Source organism: Chitinophaga cymbidii, assembly GCF_007992715.1.
In the GTDB taxonomy this organism is placed as follows: Bacteria; Bacteroidota; Bacteroidia; order Chitinophagales; family Chitinophagaceae; genus Chitinophaga; species Chitinophaga cymbidii.
Genome location: NZ_BKAU01000001.1, coordinates 156,389 through 179,633, shown reverse-complemented (window position 1 = coordinate 179,633; position 23,245 = coordinate 156,389). Strand labels below are relative to the sequence as shown.

Genomic DNA, 23,245 nt, shown 5'->3' with positions numbered 1-23,245 from the left:
ATTGGATTCCCAAATAAGTTATAACTTTGCATCTACTTTAATCTAATAAAGACCGTTTTTTATAACAATTTAATGACGAACTGAAGTTGGAATACATCTCAACCCATACCAACATCTCTGCTTATCACCCCTCCTTCGAAGGTGGTGTTACCGCTATTGGGTTCCCTGTATTTAGATATCTCTCCCGACGACCTCGTATTTGATAGCGCCGTCTCAAACACCCGCTATCTGACACCATGACCCCCTCATGGGTGTTTTCTCCGGAAACGGACCACTTACCATCAATTTATTGATTTTCAATTTTCAATTTTAAGAAGTTGGAAAATAAAGATATAATCGTTCGGGCAGCCACTGCCGGCGATAAGCATTATGCCAAAACCATCACCGACGAGATGGAGGCTTCCGCGAAAGCACGCGGTACCGGCATAGCCAAACGTTCTCCCGATTACGTTTCCCTCAAAATGGACGAAGGGAAGGCCGTGATCGCCCTCACCAAAGCGGGCGAATGGGTAGGATTCTGCTATATCGAAGCCTGGGGCCATGAAAAGTTCGTTGCGAACTCCGGCCTCATCGTGAACCCCGCCTTCAGAGGCCACGGCGTTGCCAAGGCCATCAAGGAAAAAATATTCGAGCTGTCCAGGAAAAAATATCCTGACGCCAAAATATTCGGCCTCACCACCGGCCTCGCCGTCATGAAGATCAACTCCGACCTCGGTTACGAACCGGTGACCTATTCGGAACTGACGGACGACGAAGAATTCTGGAAAGGCTGCCGCAGCTGTGTTAACTTTGACGTGCTCACCGCCAAGAACAGAAAGAACTGCCTTTGCACCGCCATGCTGTACGATCCCGTGGAAAAGGCGAAAGAAGCGGAAGAGAAGGCTGCCGCGGAAAAGAACAAGCTGGTAGTAACCTCCGGCGGCAATATGGAAGCGCGGAAGAAAAGGAAGTTCAAAGGCAATTTCTCCCTCTTCGAAAGATGGGTGCGGTACAAGAAATATGTGCTGCTCAAGAGCATGCGGAGAGATAACAGCAGCGGCGCCGCCGGCAACAGTAAAAAAAGGTTCTTCTTCTGGGGACTTTAAGTATATTCTATCATAAGATGGAACGCGGGCGTTTCATCTGACCAATGAAAAAACAAATATAAGAGATGAAAAAAGTTGTACTGGGATTCAGCGGAGGCTTAGACACATCGTACTGCGTAAAATATCTTTCAGAAGAGAAAGGCTATGAAGTGCATTCCGTGATCGTGAATACGGGCGGATTTACTGCGGAAGAACTGCAGGAGATCGAGCAACGCGCCTACAGTCTGGGTGTGAAAAGTCACAAGACCGTAGATGCGGTTCGCTCTTACTACGATAAAGTGATCCGGTACCTTATTTTCGGCAACATCCTGAAGAACAACACCTACCCCCTGAGCGTAAGCGCCGAGCGGATGAGCCAGGCGCTGGCCATCGCGGAATACGTGAAGGAAGTAGGCGCGGACGCCGTGGCGCACGGCAGCACCGGCGCGGGTAACGACCAGGTGCGGTTCGACATGATCTTCCACATCATGATCCCCGGCGTGGAAATCATCACCCCCATCCGTGATATGAAGCTCAGCCGCGAGCAGGAGATCGCCTACCTGCAGTCCAAAGGCGTGCAGGTGAACTTTGAAAAAGCGATGTACTCCATCAACAAGGGTATCTGGGGCACCTCCGTGGGCGGCAAGGAAACGCTCACCTCCAACGGCTTCCTGCCGGAAGAGGCGTTCCCCACGCAACTGACGAAACAACAACCCGAACAGGTGACGCTGACCTTTGAGAAAGGCGAGCTGAAGGGTGTAAACGATAAAACATTCGGCCATCCCGCCGAAGCGATCATCTACCTGCAATCCATCGCCGGCGCCTTTGCGATTGGCCGCGATGTGCACGTAGGCGATACCATCATCGGTATCAAAGGCCGTGTGGGATTTGAAGCGGCTGCGCCGATGGTGATCCTCAAAGCGCATCACGCCCTGGAAAAACACGTGCTCACCAAATGGCAGCTGAGCTGGAAAGACCAGCTGGCGCAGTTCTACGGCAACTGGCTGCATGAAGGCCAGATCCTCGACCCCGTGATGCGCGACATCGAAGCGTTCCTGGAAAACAGCCAGCAGCACGTAACCGGCAAGGTGTTTGTGACATTGCTGCCTTACCGCTTCCAGGTGACCGGCATCGAATCCGCGTACGACCTGATGAGCAGCAAATTCGGCAAGTACGGCGAAATGAACCAGGGCTGGAGCGGTGAAGACGTAAGGGGCTTCTCCAAGATCTTCGGTAACCAGACGATGATCTGGCACCAGGTGAACGAGGATAACAAGCAATAAGGGTAAAAATTTAAGATGAAAGGTAACGCAGATAAGAAATTCAAAGCCGGCATCATCGGCGGGGCAGGATATACCGGCGGGGAAACCATCCGGCTGCTGCTGAACCACCCCGATGTGGAGCTGGCCTTTGTACACAGCAGGAGCAATGCCGGCAACCCTTTGTATGCCGTGCACGCGGACCTGCTGGGCGAAACATCGCTGACATTTACGGGAGAAATTCAGGAAGATGTGAACGTGATATTCCTCTGCCTCGGGCACGGTGAATCCCGGAAGTTCCTGGAAGCCACGCCCATCCCGGACCACATCAGCGTCATCGATCTCAGCCAGGATTTTCGTTTAGGCGAAAGCGTGAATGGAAGGGAATTCGTATATGGATTACCGGAGCTGCAAAGGGAAGCGATCCGCAAAGCAAAGAACATCGCCAACCCCGGTTGTTTTGCGACCGGCATCCAGCTGGGCCTGCTGCCGCTGGCGAAGGCCGGCCTGCTGAACGAAGTGCACACCACCGGCATCACCGGCTCCACCGGCGCGGGCCAGAGCCTGCAATCCACTTCCCATTTTACCTGGAGAGCCAATAATGTATCTACCTATAAAGTGCTCACGCACCAGCATCTGAAAGAGATCCGACGAACCCTGCAGGCATTGCAGCCTGCGTATTCCGGAGCGCTCAACTTCGTGCCGGTACGCGGTGACTATCCGCGTGGCATCTGGATCACTTCTTACCTGGAATGTGCGCTGACGCTGGAAGAAGCCAACAAGTTGTTCTCGGACTACTATGAAGGCCATCCTTTCACGCACGTGAGTCAAAAGCAAATAGATCTGAAACAGATCGTGAACACCAACAAATGCCTCATCCAGCTGGAAAAAACGGATGGCAAACTGGTGATCCATTCTATAGAGGATAATCTGCTGAAAGGTGCATCAGGACAAGCAGTGCAGAATATGAACCTCATACTGGGGCTGGATGAAACAGCCGGGTTGAAGCTCAAATCCATCGTGTTCTAATTCATCTTTTAACAACAACTCACATGCAACTATTCAACGTATACCCGGTTAACGATATCACCATTACCAAAGCCGAAGGCTCTTACGTCTGGGACGATAAAGGACAGCAATACCTTGACCTCTATGGCGGCCACGCCGTGATCTCCATCGGTCACACGCACCCGCACTACGTAAAGCGGCTCACGGAACAACTGGGCAAAGTAGGGTTTTATTCCAATTCTGTTCATATTCCGTTGCAACAGCAACTGGCGAAGCTCCTGGGCCAGGTGTCCGGCAAAGAAGATTACCAGCTGTTCCTCTGCAACTCCGGCGCTGAAGCCAACGAAAACGCGCTGAAGCTCGCCTCTTTCCATAACGGCAATAAAAAGATCATCGCTTTCAAAAAATCCTTTCACGGGCGTACTTCCCTTGCGGTAGCCGCTACGGACAACCCGGCCATCGTGGCGCCGGTGAATGAAACGGACAATGTGATCTTCCTGCCCTGGGAAGACCCGGTAGCGCTGGAAGTGGCGTTTCAAACGAACGAGATCTGCGCCGTGATCATCGAAGGCATACAGGGCGTAGGCGGCATCAACGTTGCTTCTCCCGCTTTCCTGCAAAAGATCAGAAGCCTTTGCGATGCGCACAATGCCGTGTACATCGCGGATTCCGTACAGTGCGGCTACGGCAGAAGCGGCAAGTTCTTTTCCCACGACCATGCCGGCGTGCAGGCGGACATCTACACCATGGCGAAAGGCATGGGCAACGGGTTCCCCATCGGCGGCATCATTATCTCCCCGAAATTCAAAGCCAGCTACGGCATGCTGGGCACCACTTTCGGCGGTAATCACCTGGCCTGCGCCGCTGCGCTTGCCGTGCTGGAAGTGATCTCGCAGGAGAACCTTATCGCCAATGCGGAAGCCATCGGCAATTACCTGATGACGGAGCTGAAGAAGCTGCCGAAGATCAAGGAAGTGAGAGGCCGGGGCCTGATGATCGGCATTGAATTGCCGGCGGAGCTGGCGCATGTAAAAAAGGAATTGTTATTCAAGCATAAGATCTTCACCGGCGAAGCCAAACCGAACGTGATCCGGTTGCTGCCTTCACTGGCATTGACGAAGGAACATGCTGATCAATTCTTGACTGCCATTAAACAGGAACTAGCGAACTAATATTTTTATGCAACAATTTATTTCCGTGGAGGATGTCCCGAGTGTCCCACGTATCGTGGGCACAGCATTGGACTACAAAAAAGATCCCTTTAAAGACAAAGGGCTTGGCGCAAACAAAACGCTTGGAATGATCTTCCTGAACCCCAGTCTCCGTACCCGCCTGAGCACACAGGTGGCGGCAAAGAACCTGGGCATGGAAGCGATCGTTTTTAATATCGATAAAGAAGGATGGGCGCTGGAAATGAACGACGGCGCCATCATGAGCGGCAATACAACGGAGCATGTGAAGGAAGCCGCCGCGGTGATGGGCCAGTATTTCGATATTCTTTCCATCCGTACATTTCCGGGCCTGAAAGATAAAGAGGAAGACTACACGGAAAAATATATCAACCAGTTCATCCGCTATGCCGGCGTGCCGGTGGTAAGCCTCGAAAGCGCCACGCTGCACCCGCTGCAAAGCCTGACGGACGTGATCACGATCAAAGAACGCTGGCAGCAGCCGCGCAAACCGAAGGTGGTAATGACCTGGGCGCCGCATGTAAGAGCGCTGCCGCAGGCTGTTCCGAACTCCTTCGCGCAGTGGATGAACGCATGGGACGAAGTGGATTTTGTGATCACCCATCCCGAAGGATATGAGCTGGACCCGAAGTTCAGCGGCCAGGCGCCGGTCATTCACGATCAGCGCAAAGCATTGGAGGGCGCGGATTTCGTGTATGTGAAAAACTGGTCTTCCTACAAAGACTATGGCAAGATCACCTGCACGGACCAGAGCTGGATGGTATCGAACGAAACGCTGAAAAATACCAACAACGCGCAGGTGATGCACTGCCTGCCGGTGAGAAGGAACGTGGTGATCGCGGATGAAGTGCTCGACGGGCCGCAGTCCATCGTGATCCCCGAAGCGGGCAACCGCGTATGGGCGGCGCAGGCGGTGCTGAGCGAGATTTTAAAACATCGTTAAATGGTTTATGTAATCAAGGTCGGTGGTAATGTGATCGATAACCCGGCGCTGCTGGAGCAGTTTCTGGCTGACTTTGCCGCCATCCCCGGAAAGAAGATACTGATCCACGGCGGCGGCAAGATCGCTACCCGCATCGGGGACAAGCTCGGCATACAGTCGCAGTACGTGAACGGCCGCCGCATCACTGACGCGGAAACGATCGATGTGGTGACAATGGTGTACGGGGGACTGGTGAACAAACAGATCGTGGCAAAGCTGCAGGCGAAAGGCTGTAACGCCATTGGGTTGACCGGTGCGGACGCCAATATCATCCCCGCCGCCAAACGCCCGGTGAAAGAGACCGACTATGGTTTTGTAGGCGACATCACTACGGAACAAGTGCAGACAGCACCCGTGAAACTCCTGCTGGACGCGGGCTTCACGCCGGTGTTCTCGCCGCTCACGCATGATGGCGCGGGACAGATACTGAACACCAATGCGGATACCATCGCATCATCACTCGCCATCGCTTTATCCGCTCATTATGCCGTCCGTTTAATATATTGCTTTGAAAAGAAAGGAGTATTACGGGATGCGTCTGATGATAATGCCGTGATCAACCTTATCGACCGCGGCATCTACCAAAGCCTGCTGGCGGAAGGCGTACTGTCGGACGGCATCCTGCCGAAGCTGGAAAACGCTTTTGCCGCCATTGAAAGCGGGGTGAAGGAAGTGCTGATCGGTCATGCCGATGATGTGCGTAAAAATACGACCGATGCCGTTGCCGGCACGTTAATATGCTAACTATGTGGAACCAAGCACACTATGAAGATGCAGTACAGCTTTTAAAACAACTGATCGCCACGCCTTCTTTCAGCAAGGAAGAGCAGGGCACTGCATTGCTCCTGGGCCAGTTCCTGGCGGAAAAAGGAGTACCCTATCAACAACATCTGAACAACATCTGGGCCGTCAATAAACATTTTGATCCCGCAAAGCCCACCATCCTCCTCAATTCCCATCACGACACGGTGAAGCCGAACCCGCAATACACCCGGGACCCTTTTTCCCCGGATGTGGTGGACGGAAAGTTATACGGACTGGGCAGCAATGACGCCGGCGGTTGCCTGGTGAGCCTGCTGGCCGCTTTCCTGCATTTTTATGAACAGGAAGGAATGACGTATAACATTGTGGTAGCCATTACGGCGGAGGAAGAGATCAGCGGTGTGAACGGCATCGAAAGTATTCTGCACGTATTGCCGCCGCCCGCGCTGGCGATTGTGGGCGAGCCTACGAAAACGGATCTGGCCATTGCCGAGAAAGGATTGATGGTGCTGGATTGCGTGGCGCACGGCAGGGCCGGGCATGCGGCGCGGGACGAAGGAGAAAATGCATTGTATAAAGCGATGGATGATATCAACTGGTTCCGGACCTTCCGGTTCCCGAAGGTCTCCGAAGCGCTGGGACCGGTGAAAATGAGCGTGACGGTGGTGCAGACCTCCAACAAAGCGCACAACGTGGTGCCCGCAGAATGTTCCTTTGTGGTGGACGTGCGGGCAACAGACCAGTATACGCTTGAAGAGATGCTGGAAATCATCCGTTCACATGTGCAATGCGAGGTGAAGCCGCGCTCCATGCGCATGCGGCCTTCCTTCATCCCGAAAGATCATCCGCTGGTACAAGCCGGTCTGCGCCTGGGCAAACAGCTGTACGGCTCGCCCACCACATCAGACCAGGCATTGATACCGGCTACCTCCGTAAAAGTAGGTCCCGGTGATTCCGCCCGCTCGCATACAGCGGACGAATTTGTGTATCTTGAGGAGATCCGCCAGGGCATTGATACTTATATTAAACTGTTATCCGGATTAATATGAACCTCGAACCGGTACTGGAAAACAAGCGTGTGTTACTGCGCCCGCTGCAGGCGTCCGATTTGGATGCGCTGCTGGAAGTGGCGTTGGAGCCCTCTTTGTGGGAGATCACCTCGCAATGTATCCGGAACCGGGAAGAGCTGGAAAAATACATCCAGGTGGCGCTGAAGGAGCGGGAGCAGGGGCTTTCCATTCCTTTTGTGATCATCGACAAGCATAGCGGCCGCGTGGCCGGCAGCACCCGTTTCGCGGCTATAACGCCGCAGCATAAACGAACGGAGATCGGGTATACCTGGATACACCCGGAGCTGCAGCGCACCGGTCTTAACCGCGCCGTGAAATACGCCATGCTGCAGCATGCGTTTGAAGTAATGGGACTGAACAGGGTGGAGCTGAAAACGAATGAACGGAATGAAAAATCGCGGAATGCGATACTGGGTATCGGGTGTAAGGAGGAAGGCATTTTGCGGCATCATATGATTGACTGGAATGGCCGGTTGCGGAATACGGTTTATTTTTCGATGCTGATCGAAGAATGGCCGGAGGTGAAGGAGCGGGTTTTTGGTAAGTATGATTTTTAAAATTGGAAGGACATGAAACTTTGGCAAAAAGATAAAGCATCACTGGCGGCGGTAGAGCAATTCACCGTGGGCCGCGACCGTGAAATGGACGCTTACCTCGCGCCCTTCGATGTGCAGGGGTCGCTGGCGCACATCACCATGCTGGAGTCTATCGGCCTGCTGACAAAAGAAGAACTGACCGTTCTGCAAAAAGAACTGAAGAACATATACCGCGAAATAGCCGCGGGCGATTTTGTGCTGGAAGATGGCGTGGAAGATATCCATTCGCAGGTGGAACTGCTGCTGACGCGCCGGCTGGGAGAATCCGGCAAGAAGATCCACAGCGGCCGTTCCCGCAACGACCAGGTGCTGGTAGACCTGAAACTCTTCCTGCGCAGCGAACTCGAATCCATCGTACACGAAACAAAAACGCTGTTCGACCTGCTGCAGTCGCAGAGCGGGCAATACAAAAATCATCTCCTGCCCGGCTACACGCATCTGCAGATCGCCATGCCTTCTTCCTTCGGGCTGTGGTTCGGCGCGTATGCAGAGAGCCTGGTGGATGATCTCGTAATGCTGCAGGGCGCTTACAAAGTAGTGAATAAAAACCCTCTCGGCTCCGCCGCCGGTTACGGCTCGTCGTTCCCGCTCAACCGTACAATGACAACGGAGCTGCTGGGATTTGAAACGCTCAACTACAACGTGGTGTACGCGCAAATGGGCCGCGGAAAGACCGAAAAGCTGGTAGCCTTTGCCCTCGCCGGCATCGCCGCCACGCTTTCCCGCATGGCGATGGACGCCTGCCTGTTCATGAACCAGAACTTCGGCTTCATCAGCTTCCCCGATGAGCTGACCACCGGTTCCAGCATCATGCCGCATAAAAAGAATCCGGATGTATGGGAACTCATCCGTTCACATTGCAACAAGCTGCAGGCGCTGCCCAATGAAATAGCCATGATGACGGTGAACCTGCCTTCCGGCTACCACCGCGATCTGCAGCTACTGAAGGAAAACCTTTTCCCCGCATTCACCACGCTGCGCAACTGTTTACAGATGAGCCGCCTGATGCTGGAAAACATCCGCATTAAAGAAAACATCCTGAAAGATGAAAAATACCAATACCTGTTCAGCGTGGAGGTAGTGAATCGCCTGGTACTGGAAGGCACGCCCTTCCGCGAGGCGTACAAGCAGGTAGGGCTTGATATCGAAAAAGGAAATTTCAAACCGGATACCGATCTGCGGCATACGCATGAAGGAAGTATCGGCAACCCGGGGAATGAGGCGGTGAAAGCGCAGATGGAAAAAGTGTTGCAGGGCTTTCCGTTTGATAAAGTGCATCAGGCAATTGAAGCGCTGGTAAAGACATAAAAAAAGCCTCCGGAACACCGGAGGCTTTTGCTTTATAACCCGATCTTTACACCGGCCATGAAATTGAATCCGGCCATCGGAAAATAGTAGTTATCTCGTTTCACGGTACCGTTTTCCAGGTAGCCATAAGTATAACCGTTCGGTTCGTACTTTTCAGCAAAGATATTGTTCAGCATAAGCTGCAGGCCCAGTGAGCGGAAGAACTGCTGCGGCACTGTATAGTTGATGCGCACGTCGTTCACGATAAAAGCATCGAGGCTGCGCCGGTCGTCCGATGTATTGTCCAGGTACTGCCGGCTCACGTATTTCCCCACCCAGTCCAGCACAAGGCCGTTCAGCGGCCGGTAACTTACGGTATACCCCGCGATCAGATCAGGGGAGAAGGAGATGTCCGTATTCTTGTGTTCCACCGCTTTCTGCCCGCCGTTATCCCAGTCGTCGAGATACTCCGTGAACGCATCGATGCGGTTGCGGCTGAGCGCGATGTTCGCCGCGAGGGTGAGCCGGGGAAGCACGTTGTAATGCCCATCCAGCTCAATGCCCAGGCGGTAGCTTTTCGGGATATTGGTTCTGGCATAGGCGCCAACGTCGTTGATCCTGCCTGTCAGCACCAGTTGGTTACGATAGTTCATGTAGTACACGTTCGCCTGCAGTCCGGCTTTCGGGCTTTGCAGCACATAACCGGCTTCGAGGTTGCGCAGCGTTTCGTGCTTCGGCGTTTCTTCCAGCGCCGCTTCAAAGTCATCGCGGTTCGGCTCCTTGTTGCCGATGGCGTAGGAGGCGTAAACATGCTGCTGCTCATTCAGCCGGAAGCTGAGGCCGCCTTTGGGATTGATGAAATTATAGCGCTCGTGCCGGCGGATGTCCGGGTTGTTGCGGAAGCCGTTCAGCTCGTAGTTCACGCGGCGGTATTGCACATCGGCAAATAATTTAAGTTTATCCGTTACCGTTAGTTCTCCTTTCCAGTAGATGTTCGCATCTGTTTTGAAAGCATCCAGGTCGTACCAGCGGTGGTCTTTATCGAACCCGCCGTTCTGCGCCCAGATCACTTTACCGTAATGGCCGCCGTCGTAGCGGTTCAGCGCGCCGCCCAGGCTCCAGTTAAGTTTGCCCGTGTCGTGGTTCAGCGAGAACACGCCGCCATAGAAGTGGTTGTCCAGCCACAGCTGGCGGATGAGGTCGGTGGTAGTGACGGGAGCGCCGTTGTACACGGGATCTTCCACGCCGAAGTCCGCATAGCTTTCCCCGTCGCGGTAATTCTCGTAATAACCGCGGCCGCGGGTGTAATGCAGGCCGATGTTGAAGTTGAGCTGGTTGTTGATGGACTGGTTGAGGAACAGCTGGTAGTGGTCCTGCTGGTAATTGTCGGTTTCGTTATCGTAGGGTGCGCCGGGTTTGTTGGCGCCGCTGGGATTGTAGGTGCGGTTGGTGTGAAGCGTGGCGGAATCCACGCCGTTCCATGCCTGGTAGGTTTTTTCCTTGCCGGAGAATACGTTCAGGCGGATGGCCGTTTTGCCGGAGATATAGGCGGCGGAAGTGTAAAAGGAGCGGAGGTCGGAAGACGCCCTGTCGATGTACCCGTTGGAAGATATTTTCGAAAGGCGCGCATCGATGGTGAAATGCCCGTTGATGAGGCCGCTGCCTGCTTTCACGGTATGTTTCCAGGTATCGAAGGAGCCGTAGCTGTTGTCGATCTCCCCGTATGCGTTTTCGCGGTATTCGTTGGTGCTGAGGTTGAGGGAAGCGCCGAAAGCGCCGGCGCCGTTGGTGGATGTGCCCACGCCGCGTTGCAGCTGGATACTGTTGACGGAGGAGGCGAAGTCCGGCATGTTCACGAAGAAAGTGCCTTGCGATTCCGCGTCGTTCACGGGAATACCGTTGACGGTCACATTAATGCGCGTGATATCGGAGCCGCGTACACGAAGGCCGGTGTAGCCTACGCCCGCGCCGGCATCGGAATTGGTGACCACGGAAGGCAGCTGGTTCAGCAGCAGCGGCAGGTCCTGCCCGAGGTTTTGTTGCGCGATGGCTTCCTTGTTCAGGTCCGACCGGGTGAAGGGAGCATCCCTGCCCGCGCGGAGGCTGGCGATCTCTACTGGTTTCACGAACAGGCCGGTTTCTTCCAGTGCGAAGTCATATTGCGTTTTGCCGCTGGCCGTTTCCCGGATGGTCCGGTACCCGAGGAAGCTCGCCTGTATGGTAAAAGCGCCGTTTGCAGTGGCGGTAAGGCGGTATTGTCCTTTTGCATTGGTATAAGTGCTGCCGCCGGTGGAGAGGGAAATGGTGGCGCCCTGCAGCGGCTGCCCGGATGTTTTGTCCGTCACGGTACCGGTGATCACTGTTTGCGCCTGGGCCAGTACGGACAGGCCGAGCAGCGCTAAAAGCATCATTTGTTTCATCTGTTAATGTTTAGTCAGATGCGCCTGGCATATACATGTGTTATGCCGGGCTTCATCGTATTTCCTGTATTTACATGTGTGTGTTATACATGCCGTTACAACAGCGCTGCACGTATGCGGCACTGTCAACTATCGCCATAACAGGTAAGGAGAACATCACTTACCTTTCCTAACCAGCATTACCTGGTCCAGGTTCAACGGGTATGATCTCAGCCTGATAGTAAGGCACCCCGAGGTGAAAAGGGAATAAATCCGGTTTCCGCTGCAAAGGTAGAATGCCTTGCGGAATTATGGTGAATTTTTTTTCCGTACCGGTTTTTTTGCTAACTTCATTGCTGTTACCCCGTTATATACTTCTCCACAATTTTGAATAATAGCAGAGATCATTTTTGAGGGATTTATTTGTTGACCAAACAATCATTATCTGATGATCAAACTTCAAATCATTGGCCACGTTGGCAAAAATGCCGTGGAGAACGATGTGAACGGGAAGGCCGTTCTGAATTTCACCGTAGCGCATAACGAGCGGTACAAAAATGCGCAGGGCATGCAGAAGGAGCGCACTGTGTGGGCGGACTGCGCCATGTGGGCGCCGAATGCCATTGGCCCGTACCTGTTGCAGGGGACCCTGGTGTACGTGGAGGGAACGCCTTATATCGATTTGTACAAGGCCAGCGACGGTACGCCTGCCGCCGCGCTGAAAGTGCGGGTTACGCAGGTGAAGCTGCTGCCGGGCGGGCCGAAAGCGGCGGATGGAAAGAACGCGGCCGCGGAAACGCCGGCGCCGGAGCCGACGGAGGAATTACCGTTTTAAGGGACAGTTTGCTTTTGGAGGCGTATTCCGGTGGCTGATAGCCGCCGGAATTTTTGCGCCTTGTTCAGCTGAAACATTTGCGGCATTATTTGCCTGACGGCTGATCGCCGCCGGAATTTTTGTGCCTTGTTCAGCTGAAACGTTTGGGCATTATTTGCCTGACGGCTGGTGGCCGCCGGAATTTTTGTGCCTTGTTCAGCTGTTTGGAAGGACGGTAGGGACTATGCATCGGAAGTAGAGATACTATCGGATTTTTGTTCGGCCAACGGTCAGTTGTAGCAGGACGTGGCCGTCGTTTTTTCGGCGGACCAGCGGTGGGTTGCCCGCAATCTTTTCCGCTTCCGGGTGCTGTATTAGTTTGGCTGCCCACAACGGCAGTTTTAACATTTCCAGCGGCGCGAAATTTTCTATTCCTCCGAAATCCTTTACTGTAGCCGCTTTCCAATAGCACGCTGAAAAAAAGAGTTGTAAAATTCTGAAAAAGATTTGGTTGCGTTAATTTTTCCCCTACCTTTGCACCCACATTGCGAGGTAGAGCAGAGGTAGCTCGTCGGGCTCATAACCCGAAGGTCAGGGGTTCGAATCCTCTCCTCGCTACAGAAGAGAAGTGGCATCCTTCTTTGCAAACAAGAGCGGACATCCTTCTTAAAAAAAGTAAAAAGCCGAAGTTAATTCGGCTTTTTTTATTTGTACTACCTTTGCACCCATGTGCTGAAACAGCCATATAAAAACACGATCGTATGCACCGCGCCGGTTTCGTCAACATCTTTGGTAAGCCCAATGCAGGGAAAAGCACTTTGCTCAACGCACTGTTGGGCGAGAAGCTCGCCATTGTGTCGCCAAAGGTGCAGACCACGCGCCACCGCATCACCGGCATCCTCACGGAAAAGGACTACCAGATCGTGTTCTCGGATACGCCCGGCATCATAGACCCGAAGTACAAGCTGCATGAGAAAATGATGGGCGCCGTGCGCTCCGCGCTGGAAGATGCGGACGTAGCGCTGCTGCTGATGGATGCACGTGATAATGTGGAAGAATGCCTGGAACTGTTCGGCTCCCTGAAGCTCAAAGCCACCAGCCTGCTGGTAGTGAACAAAATGGACACGCTGGAGAAAGCAGACCTTGAAAAGCTGCTGGAACGCTGCCGGGCCTGGGGTAAAGCCAGCGACGTAGTGGCTATTTCCGCCCTGCAGAAAAAAGGACTGAATACGCTGTTAGAAAAGATCGTCAGCCTGCTGCCCGAAAGCGAGCCCTTCTACCCGGAAGACACGCTAACGGACAGGTCTACACGCTTTTTTGTGGCGGAGATCATCCGTGAAAAGATATTCCATCTCTTCGAAGAAGAGATCCCGTACCATACGGCCGTAGTGGTCACACAGTTCCAGGAGAAGCATACGCTTACCAAGATCTCGGCGGACATTGTGGTGACCCGCGAAACCCAGAAAGGCATTATCCTCGGTGAAAAAGGGAAGTCCATCCGCGAGATCGGCTCCCGTGCGCGGGTAGACATTGAGAAGTTCCTGGACCGCAAGGTATTCCTGGAACTGCACGTGAAGGTGCGCGACAAATGGCGGGATAACGACCTGTACCTGAAGGAATACGGGCTGATTTAAAGACAATTTTAAAAACACTGATAACATGCCTGGTTTTACAGTAGCAATTGTGGGGCGCCCCAATGTGGGAAAATCTACGCTGTTCAACCGCCTGCTTGAGCAGCGGAAGGCCATTGTAGACGACGTGAGCGGCGTTACCCGCGACCGGCAGTACGGCATTGCCGATTGGAACGGCAAAACCTTCAATGTGATCGATACCGGCGGCTTCGTTGCCAAAAGCGAAGACGTGTTCGAACGGGAGATCCGCAAACAGGTAAAGATCGCCATGGAAGAAGCCAACGTGCTCATCTTCATGTGCGATGTGACCACCGGTATTACGGACCTGGACGCAGACGTGGCGGACCTGCTGCGCCGCTCCAGCAAACCGGTGTACCTGGTGGTGAACAAGGTAGATAACCACGAACGCCAGATGGAGGCCGCGGAATTTTACAGCCTCGGCTTCGAGCATATACATTTCCTGTCTTCCATGTCAGGCAGCGGCACCGGCGAGTTGCTGGACGAGGTTGTGGCGCTGATCCCGGAAGACGAAGTGGCCACACCCGGAGAAGAAAATATTCCAAAGATCGCCATCATCGGCCAGCCGAACGTGGGTAAATCCTCCCTGCTGAACGCACTGATCGGGGAGGAGCGGAACATTGTATCAGACATCGCCGGCACCACCCGCGATACCATCCATACCCGTTACAAGCTTTTCCAGAAGGATTTCATCCTCATCGATACGGCCGGTATCCGCCGCAAAGCCAAAGTGCATGAGGACCTGGAATTTTATTCCGTGATCCGCGCCATCAAAGCGCTGGACGAAGCGGACGTTTGCCTGCTGCTGCTGGACGCCGAAAAGGGCATCACGGCGCAGGATCTCAGCATCTTCAGCCTGGCAGCCCGCAAAGGCAAGGGCGTTGTGATCTTCGTGAACAAATGGGACCTGGTGGACAAGGAAACGAACACCGCCCGCGATTACGAAAAAGAGCTGAAAAACAGGATCGCACCGTTCACGGACGTGCCCATCATTTTCGGCGCCGTGATCGAAAAGCAAAGGATCTTCAAGGCGGTGGAAGTAGCGCTGGAAGTATACGAGAACCGCCAGCGCAAGGTGCAGACGGCCAGGCTGAACGAAGTGATGCTGAAGGCCATCGAGGCATACCGCCCGCCCGTAGTGAGAGGAACGGCCATCAAGATCAAATATGTAACGCAGCTGCCCACCCATACGCCCGCGTTCGCGTTCTTCGCCAACCTGCCGGACGATATCAAAACGCCCTACAGGAATTACCTGGAGAACAAACTCCGCGAAAACTTTAACTTTCAGGGCGTTCCGGTCAGAATTTACTTCAGAAAGAAGTAGATCAATACATTTTATATAAAAAATAATTTTGTATTTGAAGATTTTTGGATAATTTTGCGGCGATTCAAAAACATCACATCAACATGAAAAAATTATTCGTTTTAGCTATCGCTACCGGTATGTTCGTAGCTTGCAACAGCGCAACTTCTACAACTAATGATTCTACAGCTACTGAAGCTGCTCCTGCAACCGAAGCTGCTCCTGAAGCTGCTCCCGCAGATTCTTCTGCTGTTGCTCCTGCTGATTCCGCTGCTGCTGCACCTGCTGACAGCGCTGCTCACCAGCACTAAGATAGCTGACAAAGAAAGTATACGTCCTCTCCTGGCAACGGGGGAGGATTTTTTTATTCCTGACAGTTCCAGGGCACCTTCTCCTGCTTCTTGTCATACCTCGGGAGGATTTTTTTTATTCCCGCACGGTCCCCGAACCCCACATTCATGTCATTTTTCGGCACGATATAATTATTATTTTTGAATATATCAGTGCATGACCAATACCTGTGAACCTAAAACCTCAATACCTATGTCACAAGCCATGTGGTTTGCTACCCGCGTATGGTTTACCGCCGTGGGTGTGGCGCCTTTACTTGCTGTTTCCCTGAATTATTTTTATGAGCAGACGGGCATCAGCGACGGCCCTACCAGCATGATCTCCGCCGGATGGGTGCTGATCTTTCCCATGTTCTTCGTCGGTTTCCTGTTTTCTTTGCCAAGCTGGTTCCTGCTATGCCTGGCTACGCACTTTTTGATCATGCGCGGCGCGGAAGGGAAGATGCTGCGGCGCTGGCTGCTGCCGGTAGCTTCCGTATTGACGTTGCTGCCTTTCGGCATTATCATGGCTTTCAGCGACTGGAGCCTGATGGATACGTTTGTGATGATCGCGGTGGTGAGTTACTGGGTGGTGATCTGTTTTGGAATTATGTATTATGATCCAGAGGGGCGTGCGGAAAGCTGGAAGGAGGAAAACGGGAAGTAGATGAAGCGCCTTCCGGAGATTACAAAATGAACAAGGGCCGACCGGCGATGGTCAGCCCTTTCAGCATGTCTTTATAATATTATCAATCGTTCGTTTTTTCCAGCGCATCCACTGCCCGGAGTATCACCGGATCGCTTTCGTTGATCACCATGTAAAACCCTTCGCTGCGCCATAGTTGCCTGGCCAGCAGGGCTTTCAGCCGGATTCTGATCTCGGCCGCGTCCTTTTCGCTCATCCTGTCCATCTGCACGCCCGCGCGAACGGCATGCGCCCTGAACGCCTGCAGCAATGCATCATCTGTGCGGAACTGTTCGTTGAAAGTAACAGCGTCCTTGTATTTTGAGAAATCACCCGCATGCGCGGTGTAATACTGGTAAATAAAATCACCGAACACATTACGTGTATACAGGTCCGTTAGCAACACGGAATACCGGGTGGTATCAAAAGGAATGAATACGTCCGGCATAATACCCCCGCCGCCGTAAACGATCCGTCCTTTGTCCGTCTTGTAAGGCATGGTATCGAGCGGATGAATGCTGTCGCGGCTCAGGAACTCGCCATGGGAGTAGCGGTTGGCAATGTCTTCTTCATATGCTTCGCGGCCGTTCTGGTAGCTTTTCTGGATGCTTCTGCCGGAAGGGAGGTAATACCTGGCGATGGTGAGGCGGAGGGTGCCGCCGTTGCTCAGGTCGAAAGGTTCCTGCACGAGGCCCTTCCCGAAGCTGCGCCGCCCGATGATCTCGCCGCGGTCGTGGTCCTGTATGGCGCCTGCCAGCACTTCACTGGCGGAAGCGGAACCTTCGTCCAGCAGCACGGTGAGGGCGCCTTTTTCAAAAAGCCCCGGGCGGGTGGACTTATAATCCTGCCGCGGGTAGCTCTTTCCCTGTGTATATACGATCAGCTCGTTGTCCGGCAGCAGCTCGTCCGCCACGCGAACGGCCGCGTCCAGCAGCCCGCCGCCATTCTGCCGGAGGTCGAGCACCAGCTTGGTCATGCCAAGTTTTTGCAGCTTGCGCAGCGCTTCCATAAATTCCGTATAGGTGGTGGCGGAGAATTTGCTGAGCTTCACGTAGCCGATGCCCGGAGCGGCCATATAGCTCGCGTCGATACTGTACAGGGGAATAACGCCTCTTTTGATGGTCACGTCCAGCTCCTTGTTGCCGCGCAGCATCCGGGTTTTCACGGTAGAGTTGCGCGGGCCGCGCAGCAGTTTGCGGATCTTGTCTGCCGTAATGCTCGTGCCGGCCACTTTGATGCTGTCGTTCACGGCCAGTATTTTGTCGCCCGTCAGCACGCCCGCCGCATCGGAAGGGCCGCCGGCGATCACGCTGAGGATGTTCACGGTATCGCGGATGATGTTGAATTCCACGCCGATGCCTTCAAAGTTCCCGTCCAGGTCTTCATTCACTTCCTGCACATTGGCGGGCGGGATGTAGATGGAGTGCGGGTCCAGGTGAGAAAGCAACCCTTCGATCGCTTCTTCCTGCGCATCAGAAAGGTCCAGCGTATCCACATATTTATATTTCAGCAGGTCCATTACTTCCTGCAGCGATCCTCTTTTGTTATTGAAAAAGATGACCGAATCGCTGTTGCGCGCGGCCGGCATCTTGTGCCCCAGGTACATGCCCAGCGCAAGTACGAGGGCGAATAACAAGGGCAAAAACACTTTTAGCTTCCTGTTCTCGGACATATGAATATTTAAAACGTTGACGGGAATACCCCTTTTGCTTAACTTGTGGACAAAAATAGCATATTCGGAAGCAAAACAATTACATCTAATCTTTAATTTCATAAACGATCGGTCATGCCTTCGAAAGTAAAGCTGGTAGCGGATAGTGGGTCAACAAAAGCGGAATGGCGCCTGATGAGCGGTAAGAACGGGAATGCATTTTCCACCCAGGGAATGAGCCCTTATTTCCTGAGCGGTCTCCAGATAGAGGAGATCGTACGGGCGGAACTGTTACCGCAACTGGGGGAAGCCCGGCCGGATGAAGTGTTCTTCTACGGCACGGGCTGCGGCAACGAGCAGAATGTGGCCCTGGTGAAAAACAGCCTGCAGAAAGTCTGGCCGGAAGCGGTTATTTCGGTCAATCACGACCTGATGGCGGCCGCCCGCGCGCTTTGCGGCAGCGAGCCCGGCGTGGCGAGCATCCTGGGAACCGGCTCCAACTCCTGTTATTATGACGGGAAGGATATTGTTAAAAACAATCCGGGCCTGGGCTTCATCCTGGGCGATGAGGGCAGCGGCGCTTTCCTCGGCAAAAAGGTGGTGCAGTATTATCTTTACCATACTTTCGACGATGAGATGCGTTTCCGCTTCGAGGAAAAGTTCAAAGTGAACAAAGACCAGATACTGGAAAACGTATACCGCAAGCCCCTGCCCAACCGTTACCTGGCCTCTTTCACGCCTTTCCTCTCCGAGAACCGCGATCACTACATGATCGAAAACATCCTGGAAGACGGGCTGAACGAGTTTTTCTTCAGCCATATTTACAAATACAGCGAAAGCTGGACGGTGCCGCTGCACTTCACCGGAAGCGTGGCCTGGCATTTCCGCGACATCCTGGAAGAGCTGTGCGATCTCTATGAGCTGCAGCTCGGCAAAGTGCTGAAAAATCCCATGGATGGGCTGATTCAATTTCACAAGGAAGAATAAAAAAAACTATGACGTTCACAAAAGTAACAGAGCAGGCAAGCCATTATCACCACCTGGAAAAAATGAGCATCCAGGAAGTGCTGACCAATATCAACAAAGAAGACCAGACCGTTCCCCTGGCCGTTGAGAAGGCCATTCCCCAGATCACGAAGCTGACCGCCGCGATAGCAGACAAAATGCTGGCCGGCGGCCGTCTTTTTTATATGGGCGCCGGCACCAGCGGCCGCCTGGGCATCCTGGACGCCTCCGAATGCCCGCCTACCTACGGCGTTCCGCAGGGGCTGGTGGTAGGGCTCATCGCCGGTGGCGACTCCGCCATCCGCAGGGCCGTTGAAAATGCGGAAGACGACCGCGAGCAGGGCTGGCGCGACTTACAGCAATGCAATATCAGCGATAAGGACGTAGTCGTAGGCATCGCCGCCAGCGGCACCACCCCTTATGTGATCGGCGCCTTGCAAGCCTGCCGCAGCAACGGCATTATCACCGGCAGCATCAGCTGTAACCCCGGCGCGCCCGTGTCCGAGCATGCGGACTTCCCCGTGGAAGTGGTGGTAGGGCCGGAATTTGTGACCGGCAGCACCCGCATGAAAAGCGGCACCGCCCAGAAGCTCGTGCTGAACATGATCTCCACGGCCGTTATGATCCAGCTCGGCAGAGTGGAAGACAACAAGATGGTGAACATGCAGCTCAGCAACGAAAAACTGGTGGACCGCGGCGTGAAAATGGTCATGGAACAACTGCAGCTGACCGGGTACGAAGAGGCCAAAACCTTGCTGCTGGAGTTCGGAAGCGTGAAGCGGGCGGTGGAAAGCCGGAAGTAAAAAAATCCTAAATTGCCTCCAATAAGCATTCAGACATGCACGACATAGAACCATTTTATAACTGGCGGCATTTGTACACAGCGGAGGAGGATGAGCTGTCGCCGTTCTATGGGCGCGAATACAGCGAGTTCGAGTATAGCAATACCGTTTACAACTATTATATCCATCCCCAGTGGGACGACTTCGGCGCGCCGAACCTCTACATGAAAATCCTGTTCGCCGACTACCAGTTCAACTACGCCATCATCGAGCTGATAGGAGAGTGGAACGATGCTGTGGAGAATAATGTGATGACGCTCAAGCGGGACATCATCGACCTGCTCATCAGCCATGGCATCCACAAATTCATCCTCATCTGCGAGAACGTGCTGAACTTTTATTCTTCCGATGATTGTTATTATGAAGAGTGGTGGGACGATATACGGGATGAAGGCGGCTGGATCGTAGCGCTGAACATGCCGGTACAGACCCGGGAAGAATTCGAGAGAGGAAGACTGGACCACTACGTGCATCTGTTCGATGAGCCGAAATGGCGTACTTTTCTGCCCCAGCACCTGTTTCATCTCGTGGATAACTGGATGATGCGCCGTCTTGAATAGGGCTTTTTCGTGATAAATATCATTTGGGGTTAATTTTTCATGTTTTATATTTGCCCGACATTTCACTTATTTCATCAACACTAAAGGAAGCTTAGAACGTATCTTATGAAATGGTCGCAATTCTTTAATACCTCCATTGGTAAAAAGTTGCTGGTAGGTGCTACCGGTTTTTTCCTGTGCGCATTTGTGATCGTGCACCTGGCCGGGAACATCTCTTTGCTGAAAGACGATGGAGGTGAAGCCTTTAATACCTATGCGGCTTTCATGGGTCATAACGGGTTCATCCAGTTCCTCGCCTGGGGCCTGAAGGTCATCATCCTGCTGCATGCCATCATCGCTATTGTGCTCACGGTGCAGAACCAAAGAGCACGGCCCGTAAAGTACGCGGTAAAGCCGGGGAACAAAACGTCGTCCTGGTACAGCCGCCAGATGGCTGTTATGGGCAGCATCCTGTTCATTTTCCTGGTCATTCACCTGTCGCAGTTCTGGTGGGCCATGCATTATGGCGATATTGGCACTGTCAGCTACGGCGCTGTTACGGAAGTAGGCAACCTGTACGAGGTGGTGTACGCCGGCTTTGCGCAGTTATGGATCGTGGTGCTGTACGTGCTCGGCATGATCGCGCTGTCTTTCCACCTGATACACGGTTTTAAAAGCGCCTGCCAGACCTTCGGCCTGAACCACAAAAAGTACAACGGCATCCTCAACTTCATCGGTATTTATCTCTTCGGAATATTGATCCCGGTTGGTTTTGCAGTGATCCCGGTTGTTATTTATCTTAAACAAATCTGATAAAGCAAGGATATATGTTGAATGCAAAAATTCCTGCCGGACCGCTGGAAACCAAGTGGAGCAAATATAAAAGCACCGTGAAGCTGGTGAATCCCGCCAACAAACGGAAACTGGAAGTGATCGTAATAGGCACCGGTCTTGCCGGCGCTTCCGCCGCCGCTTCCCTCGCCGAGCTGGGGTACAAGGTGAAAGCATTTTGTTTCCAGGACAGTCCCCGCCGCGCGCACAGTATTGCAGCGCAGGGCGGTATCAATGCCGCAAAGAATTACCAGAACGACGGTGACTCTGTGTTCCGTCTGTTTTACGATACTGTAAAAGGTGGCGACTACCGCTCCCGCGAAGGCAACGTATACCGCCTGGCGGAAGTGAGCGCTTCCATCATCGACCAGTGTGTGGCGCAGGGTGTTCCCTTCGCGCGTGAATACGGCGGATTGCTGAGCAACCGCTCTTTCGGCGGCACACAGGTACAACGTACTTTTTATGCCGCGGGCCAGACCGGCCAGCAGCTGCTGCTCGGCGCTTACTCCGCGCTGCAGCGCCAGGTAGCCCTCGGCAACGTTAAAATGTACAACCGCCATGAAATGCTGGACATCGTAACGGTGGACGGCAAAGCGCGCGGCATCATTGCGCGCGACCTGGTGTCCGGTAAACTGGAAAGACACTTCGGCCATGCCGTGCTGCTGTGCAGCGGCGGCTACGGCAACGTGTTCTTCCTCTCCACCAACGCCATGGGCTCCAATGTAACGGCAGCCTGGAAGGCGCACAAACGCGGCGCATACTTCGGGAACCCCTGCTTCACGCAGATCCACCCGACCTGTATCCCCGTTTCCGGCGACCACCAGAGCAAGCTCACCCTGATGTCCGAATCCCTCCGGAACGACGGCCGCATCTGGGTGCCGAAGAAAAAAGACGACAACCGCAAAGCCACCGATATACCCGAAGAAGAAAGGGACTATTACCTGGAAAGGAGATACCCCGCCTTCGGTAACCTCGTTCCCCGCGACGTGGCCTCCCGCGCAGCGAAAGAAAGATGCGACGAAGGCTATGGCGTAGGCGCCTCCAAAATGGCCGTGTACCTGGATTTCGCGGAAGCCATCCTGCGCTACGGCAAGATCGAGGCGGGCAAAAAAGGTGATGATAACGCCGGCAAGGAAGAGATCATCAAGCTCGGTAAAAGCGTGGTAGCCGAGAAATACGGCAACCTGTTCGACATGTATGCCAAGATCACCGGCGAAAATCCATACGAAACCCCGATGCGCATTTACCCCGCGGTGCACTACACCATGGGCGGCCTGTGGGTGGACTATGAGCTGATGACCACCGTTCCCGGCCTCTATGCCCTCGGCGAAGCCAACTTCTCCGACCACGGCGCAAACCGCCTCGGCGCTTCCGCATTGATGCAGGGCCTGGCAGACGGTTACTTCGTGATCCCTTACACCATCGGCAACTACCTCGCGGACGAGCTGCAGACCAAGCCCATCCCGCTGGACCACCCCGCTTTCGTGGAAACAGAGAAAGCCGTGCAGGATCAGCTGGACAAGCTGATGAGCATCAAGGGGCAGCATTCCGTAGACCACTTCCATAAAGCGCTCGGCAAGATCATGTGGGATAAATGCGGCATGGCCAGGAATGAAAAAGGACTGACAGAAGCGATCGGCGAAATACAGGCGTTAAGGGCCGAGTTCTGGCAGAATGTACGCATCCCCGGTTCACAGCACGAGTTCAATCCCGAGCTGGAAAAAGCCGGCCGCGTGGCGGACTTCCTGGAACTGGGCGAACTGATGTGTAAAGACGCGCTGCAAAGAAAGGAATCCTGCGGCGGTCACTTCCGCGAGGAGTCACAGACAGAAGAAGGCGAAGCAAAACGCAACGACGACAACTTCTCGTTCGTAGCGGCATGGGAATATAAAGGCCCGGGCAGCTCCGAACTGCACAAGGAAGCGCTGACATTCGATATCGTACATCCTACGCAGCGCAGCTACAAGTAATAAACCAGCT

21 protein-coding genes, 1 tRNA gene and 1 riboswitch are annotated in these 23,245 nt (G+C 53.7%); of the genes, 20 read left to right on the top strand and 2 right to left on the bottom strand.

The features are described 5' to 3' along the window. The first annotated feature begins 317 nt into the window (after window positions 1–317). The 9 genes from CCY01nite_RS00765 to argH all read left to right on the top strand — a co-directional run bounded on the left by CCY01nite_RS00765 (window position 318) and on the right by argH (window position 9,239). Window positions 318–1,085 (top strand): GNAT family N-acetyltransferase, encoded by a 768-nt coding sequence (locus CCY01nite_RS00765; protein WP_146857398.1) that lies wholly within the window; start codon window positions 318–320, stop codon window positions 1,083–1,085. A 65-nt stretch (window positions 1,086–1,150) separates the two neighbouring features. After that, complete coding sequence (argG, locus tag CCY01nite_RS00760) at window positions 1,151–2,347, top strand: argininosuccinate synthase (protein WP_146857397.1); 1,197 nt, start codon at window positions 1,151–1,153, stop codon at window positions 2,345–2,347. Window positions 2,348–2,362: 15 nt separating this feature from the next. Then, entirely contained in the window at window positions 2,363–3,352 is a 990-nt protein-coding gene (argC, locus tag CCY01nite_RS00755) for an N-acetyl-gamma-glutamyl-phosphate reductase (RefSeq protein WP_146857396.1), read from the top strand. Between the two features lie 23 nt (window positions 3,353–3,375). After that, window positions 3,376–4,503: an aspartate aminotransferase family protein gene (locus CCY01nite_RS00750; RefSeq protein WP_146857395.1), complete on the top strand. Its 1,128-nt coding sequence runs from the start codon at window positions 3,376–3,378 to the stop codon at window positions 4,501–4,503. 7 nt (window positions 4,504–4,510) lie between these two features. Continuing rightward, window positions 4,511–5,464 carry a Rossmann-fold NAD(P)-binding domain-containing protein gene (locus tag CCY01nite_RS00745; RefSeq protein ID WP_146857394.1) on the top strand — a complete coding sequence of 318 codons (954 nt, stop codon included), beginning with the start codon at window positions 4,511–4,513 and terminating at the stop codon, window positions 5,462–5,464. Beyond that, window positions 5,465–6,247 carry an acetylglutamate kinase gene (gene argB, locus CCY01nite_RS00740; RefSeq protein ID WP_146857393.1) on the top strand — a complete coding sequence of 261 codons (783 nt, stop codon included), beginning with the start codon at window positions 5,465–5,467 and terminating at the stop codon, window positions 6,245–6,247. It begins immediately after the preceding gene. 2 nt (window positions 6,248–6,249) lie between these two features. Beyond that, window positions 6,250–7,314, top strand: coding sequence for a M20 family metallo-hydrolase (locus CCY01nite_RS00735; RefSeq protein WP_146857392.1), 1,065 nt, complete (start codon window positions 6,250–6,252; stop codon window positions 7,312–7,314). Continuing rightward, window positions 7,311–7,892 carry a GNAT family N-acetyltransferase gene (locus tag CCY01nite_RS00730; protein WP_146857391.1) on the top strand — a complete coding sequence of 194 codons (582 nt, stop codon included), beginning with the start codon at window positions 7,311–7,313 and terminating at the stop codon, window positions 7,890–7,892. The genes CCY01nite_RS00735 and CCY01nite_RS00730 overlap by 4 nt, the downstream gene beginning before the upstream one ends. Window positions 7,893–7,904: 12 nt before the next feature. Continuing rightward, entirely contained in the window at window positions 7,905–9,239 is a 1,335-nt protein-coding gene (gene argH / locus CCY01nite_RS00725) for an argininosuccinate lyase (protein WP_146857390.1), read from the top strand. Window positions 9,240–9,271: 32 nt separating this feature from the next. On the opposite strand, the gene CCY01nite_RS00720 is transcribed toward argH, so the two are convergent. Further along, window positions 9,272–11,638 carry a TonB-dependent receptor gene (locus CCY01nite_RS00720; protein ID WP_146857389.1) on the bottom strand — a complete coding sequence of 789 codons (2,367 nt, stop codon included), beginning with the start codon at window positions 11,636–11,638 and terminating at the stop codon, window positions 9,272–9,274. A gap of 149 nt (window positions 11,639–11,787) precedes the next feature. Next, window positions 11,788–11,881: riboswitch (TPP riboswitch) on the bottom strand. A gap of 184 nt (window positions 11,882–12,065) precedes the next feature. Between CCY01nite_RS00720 and CCY01nite_RS00715 the strand changes: the two genes are divergently transcribed. The 6 genes from CCY01nite_RS00715 (at window position 12,066) to CCY01nite_RS00690 (ending at window position 16,379) form a co-directional block, all read left to right on the top strand. Then, window positions 12,066–12,452, top strand: coding sequence for a single-stranded DNA-binding protein (locus CCY01nite_RS00715; RefSeq protein WP_146857388.1), 387 nt, complete (start codon window positions 12,066–12,068; stop codon window positions 12,450–12,452). Window positions 12,453–12,977: 525 nt separating this feature from the next. Next, window positions 12,978–13,049 (top strand) — tRNA-Met (locus CCY01nite_RS00710). Between the two features lie 143 nt (window positions 13,050–13,192). Continuing rightward, a complete protein-coding gene (gene era, locus CCY01nite_RS00705) occupies window positions 13,193–14,065 on the top strand; it encodes a GTPase Era (RefSeq protein WP_146857387.1) in 873 nt (290 codons plus the stop codon). 25 nt (window positions 14,066–14,090) lie between these two features. Then, window positions 14,091–15,404, top strand: a complete 1,314-nt coding sequence (der, locus tag CCY01nite_RS00700) for a ribosome biogenesis GTPase Der (protein ID WP_146857386.1) — start codon at window positions 14,091–14,093, stop codon at window positions 15,402–15,404. A gap of 83 nt (window positions 15,405–15,487) precedes the next feature. Beyond that, on the top strand, window positions 15,488–15,694 hold the full coding sequence (locus tag CCY01nite_RS00695) for a hypothetical protein (protein ID WP_146857385.1): 207 nt from the start codon (window positions 15,488–15,490) through the stop codon (window positions 15,692–15,694). Window positions 15,695–15,926: 232 nt separating this feature from the next. Next, on the top strand, window positions 15,927–16,379 hold the full coding sequence (locus CCY01nite_RS00690; protein ID WP_146857384.1) for a hypothetical protein: 453 nt from the start codon (window positions 15,927–15,929) through the stop codon (window positions 16,377–16,379). A gap of 82 nt (window positions 16,380–16,461) precedes the next feature. On the opposite strand, the gene CCY01nite_RS00685 is transcribed toward CCY01nite_RS00690, so the two are convergent. Beyond that, the gene (locus tag CCY01nite_RS00685; RefSeq protein ID WP_146857383.1) at window positions 16,462–18,069 is read right to left on the bottom strand and encodes a S41 family peptidase; all 1,608 of its coding nucleotides are present in this window, start codon (window positions 18,067–18,069) and stop codon (window positions 16,462–16,464) included. A gap of 114 nt (window positions 18,070–18,183) precedes the next feature. On the opposite strand from CCY01nite_RS00685, the gene CCY01nite_RS00680 reads away from it, so the two are divergent. The 5 genes from CCY01nite_RS00680 (at window position 18,184) to CCY01nite_RS00660 (ending at window position 23,235) form a co-directional block, all read left to right on the top strand. Further along, on the top strand, window positions 18,184–19,035 hold the full coding sequence (locus tag CCY01nite_RS00680) for an N-acetylglucosamine kinase (protein ID WP_146857382.1): 852 nt from the start codon (window positions 18,184–18,186) through the stop codon (window positions 19,033–19,035). An 8-nt stretch (window positions 19,036–19,043) separates the two neighbouring features. Further along, window positions 19,044–19,856, top strand: a complete 813-nt coding sequence (murQ, locus tag CCY01nite_RS00675) for an N-acetylmuramic acid 6-phosphate etherase (RefSeq protein WP_146857381.1) — start codon at window positions 19,044–19,046, stop codon at window positions 19,854–19,856. A 35-nt stretch (window positions 19,857–19,891) separates the two neighbouring features. Then, window positions 19,892–20,455, top strand: a complete 564-nt coding sequence (locus CCY01nite_RS00670; RefSeq protein ID WP_146857380.1) for a hypothetical protein — start codon at window positions 19,892–19,894, stop codon at window positions 20,453–20,455. Between the two features lie 105 nt (window positions 20,456–20,560). Next, window positions 20,561–21,247, top strand: a complete 687-nt coding sequence (locus CCY01nite_RS00665) for a succinate dehydrogenase cytochrome b subunit (RefSeq protein ID WP_146857379.1) — start codon at window positions 20,561–20,563, stop codon at window positions 21,245–21,247. 14 nt (window positions 21,248–21,261) lie between these two features. Continuing rightward, window positions 21,262–23,235, top strand: a complete 1,974-nt coding sequence (locus CCY01nite_RS00660; RefSeq protein ID WP_146857378.1) for a fumarate reductase/succinate dehydrogenase flavoprotein subunit — start codon at window positions 21,262–21,264, stop codon at window positions 23,233–23,235. Window positions 23,236–23,245 lie beyond the last annotated feature (10 nt).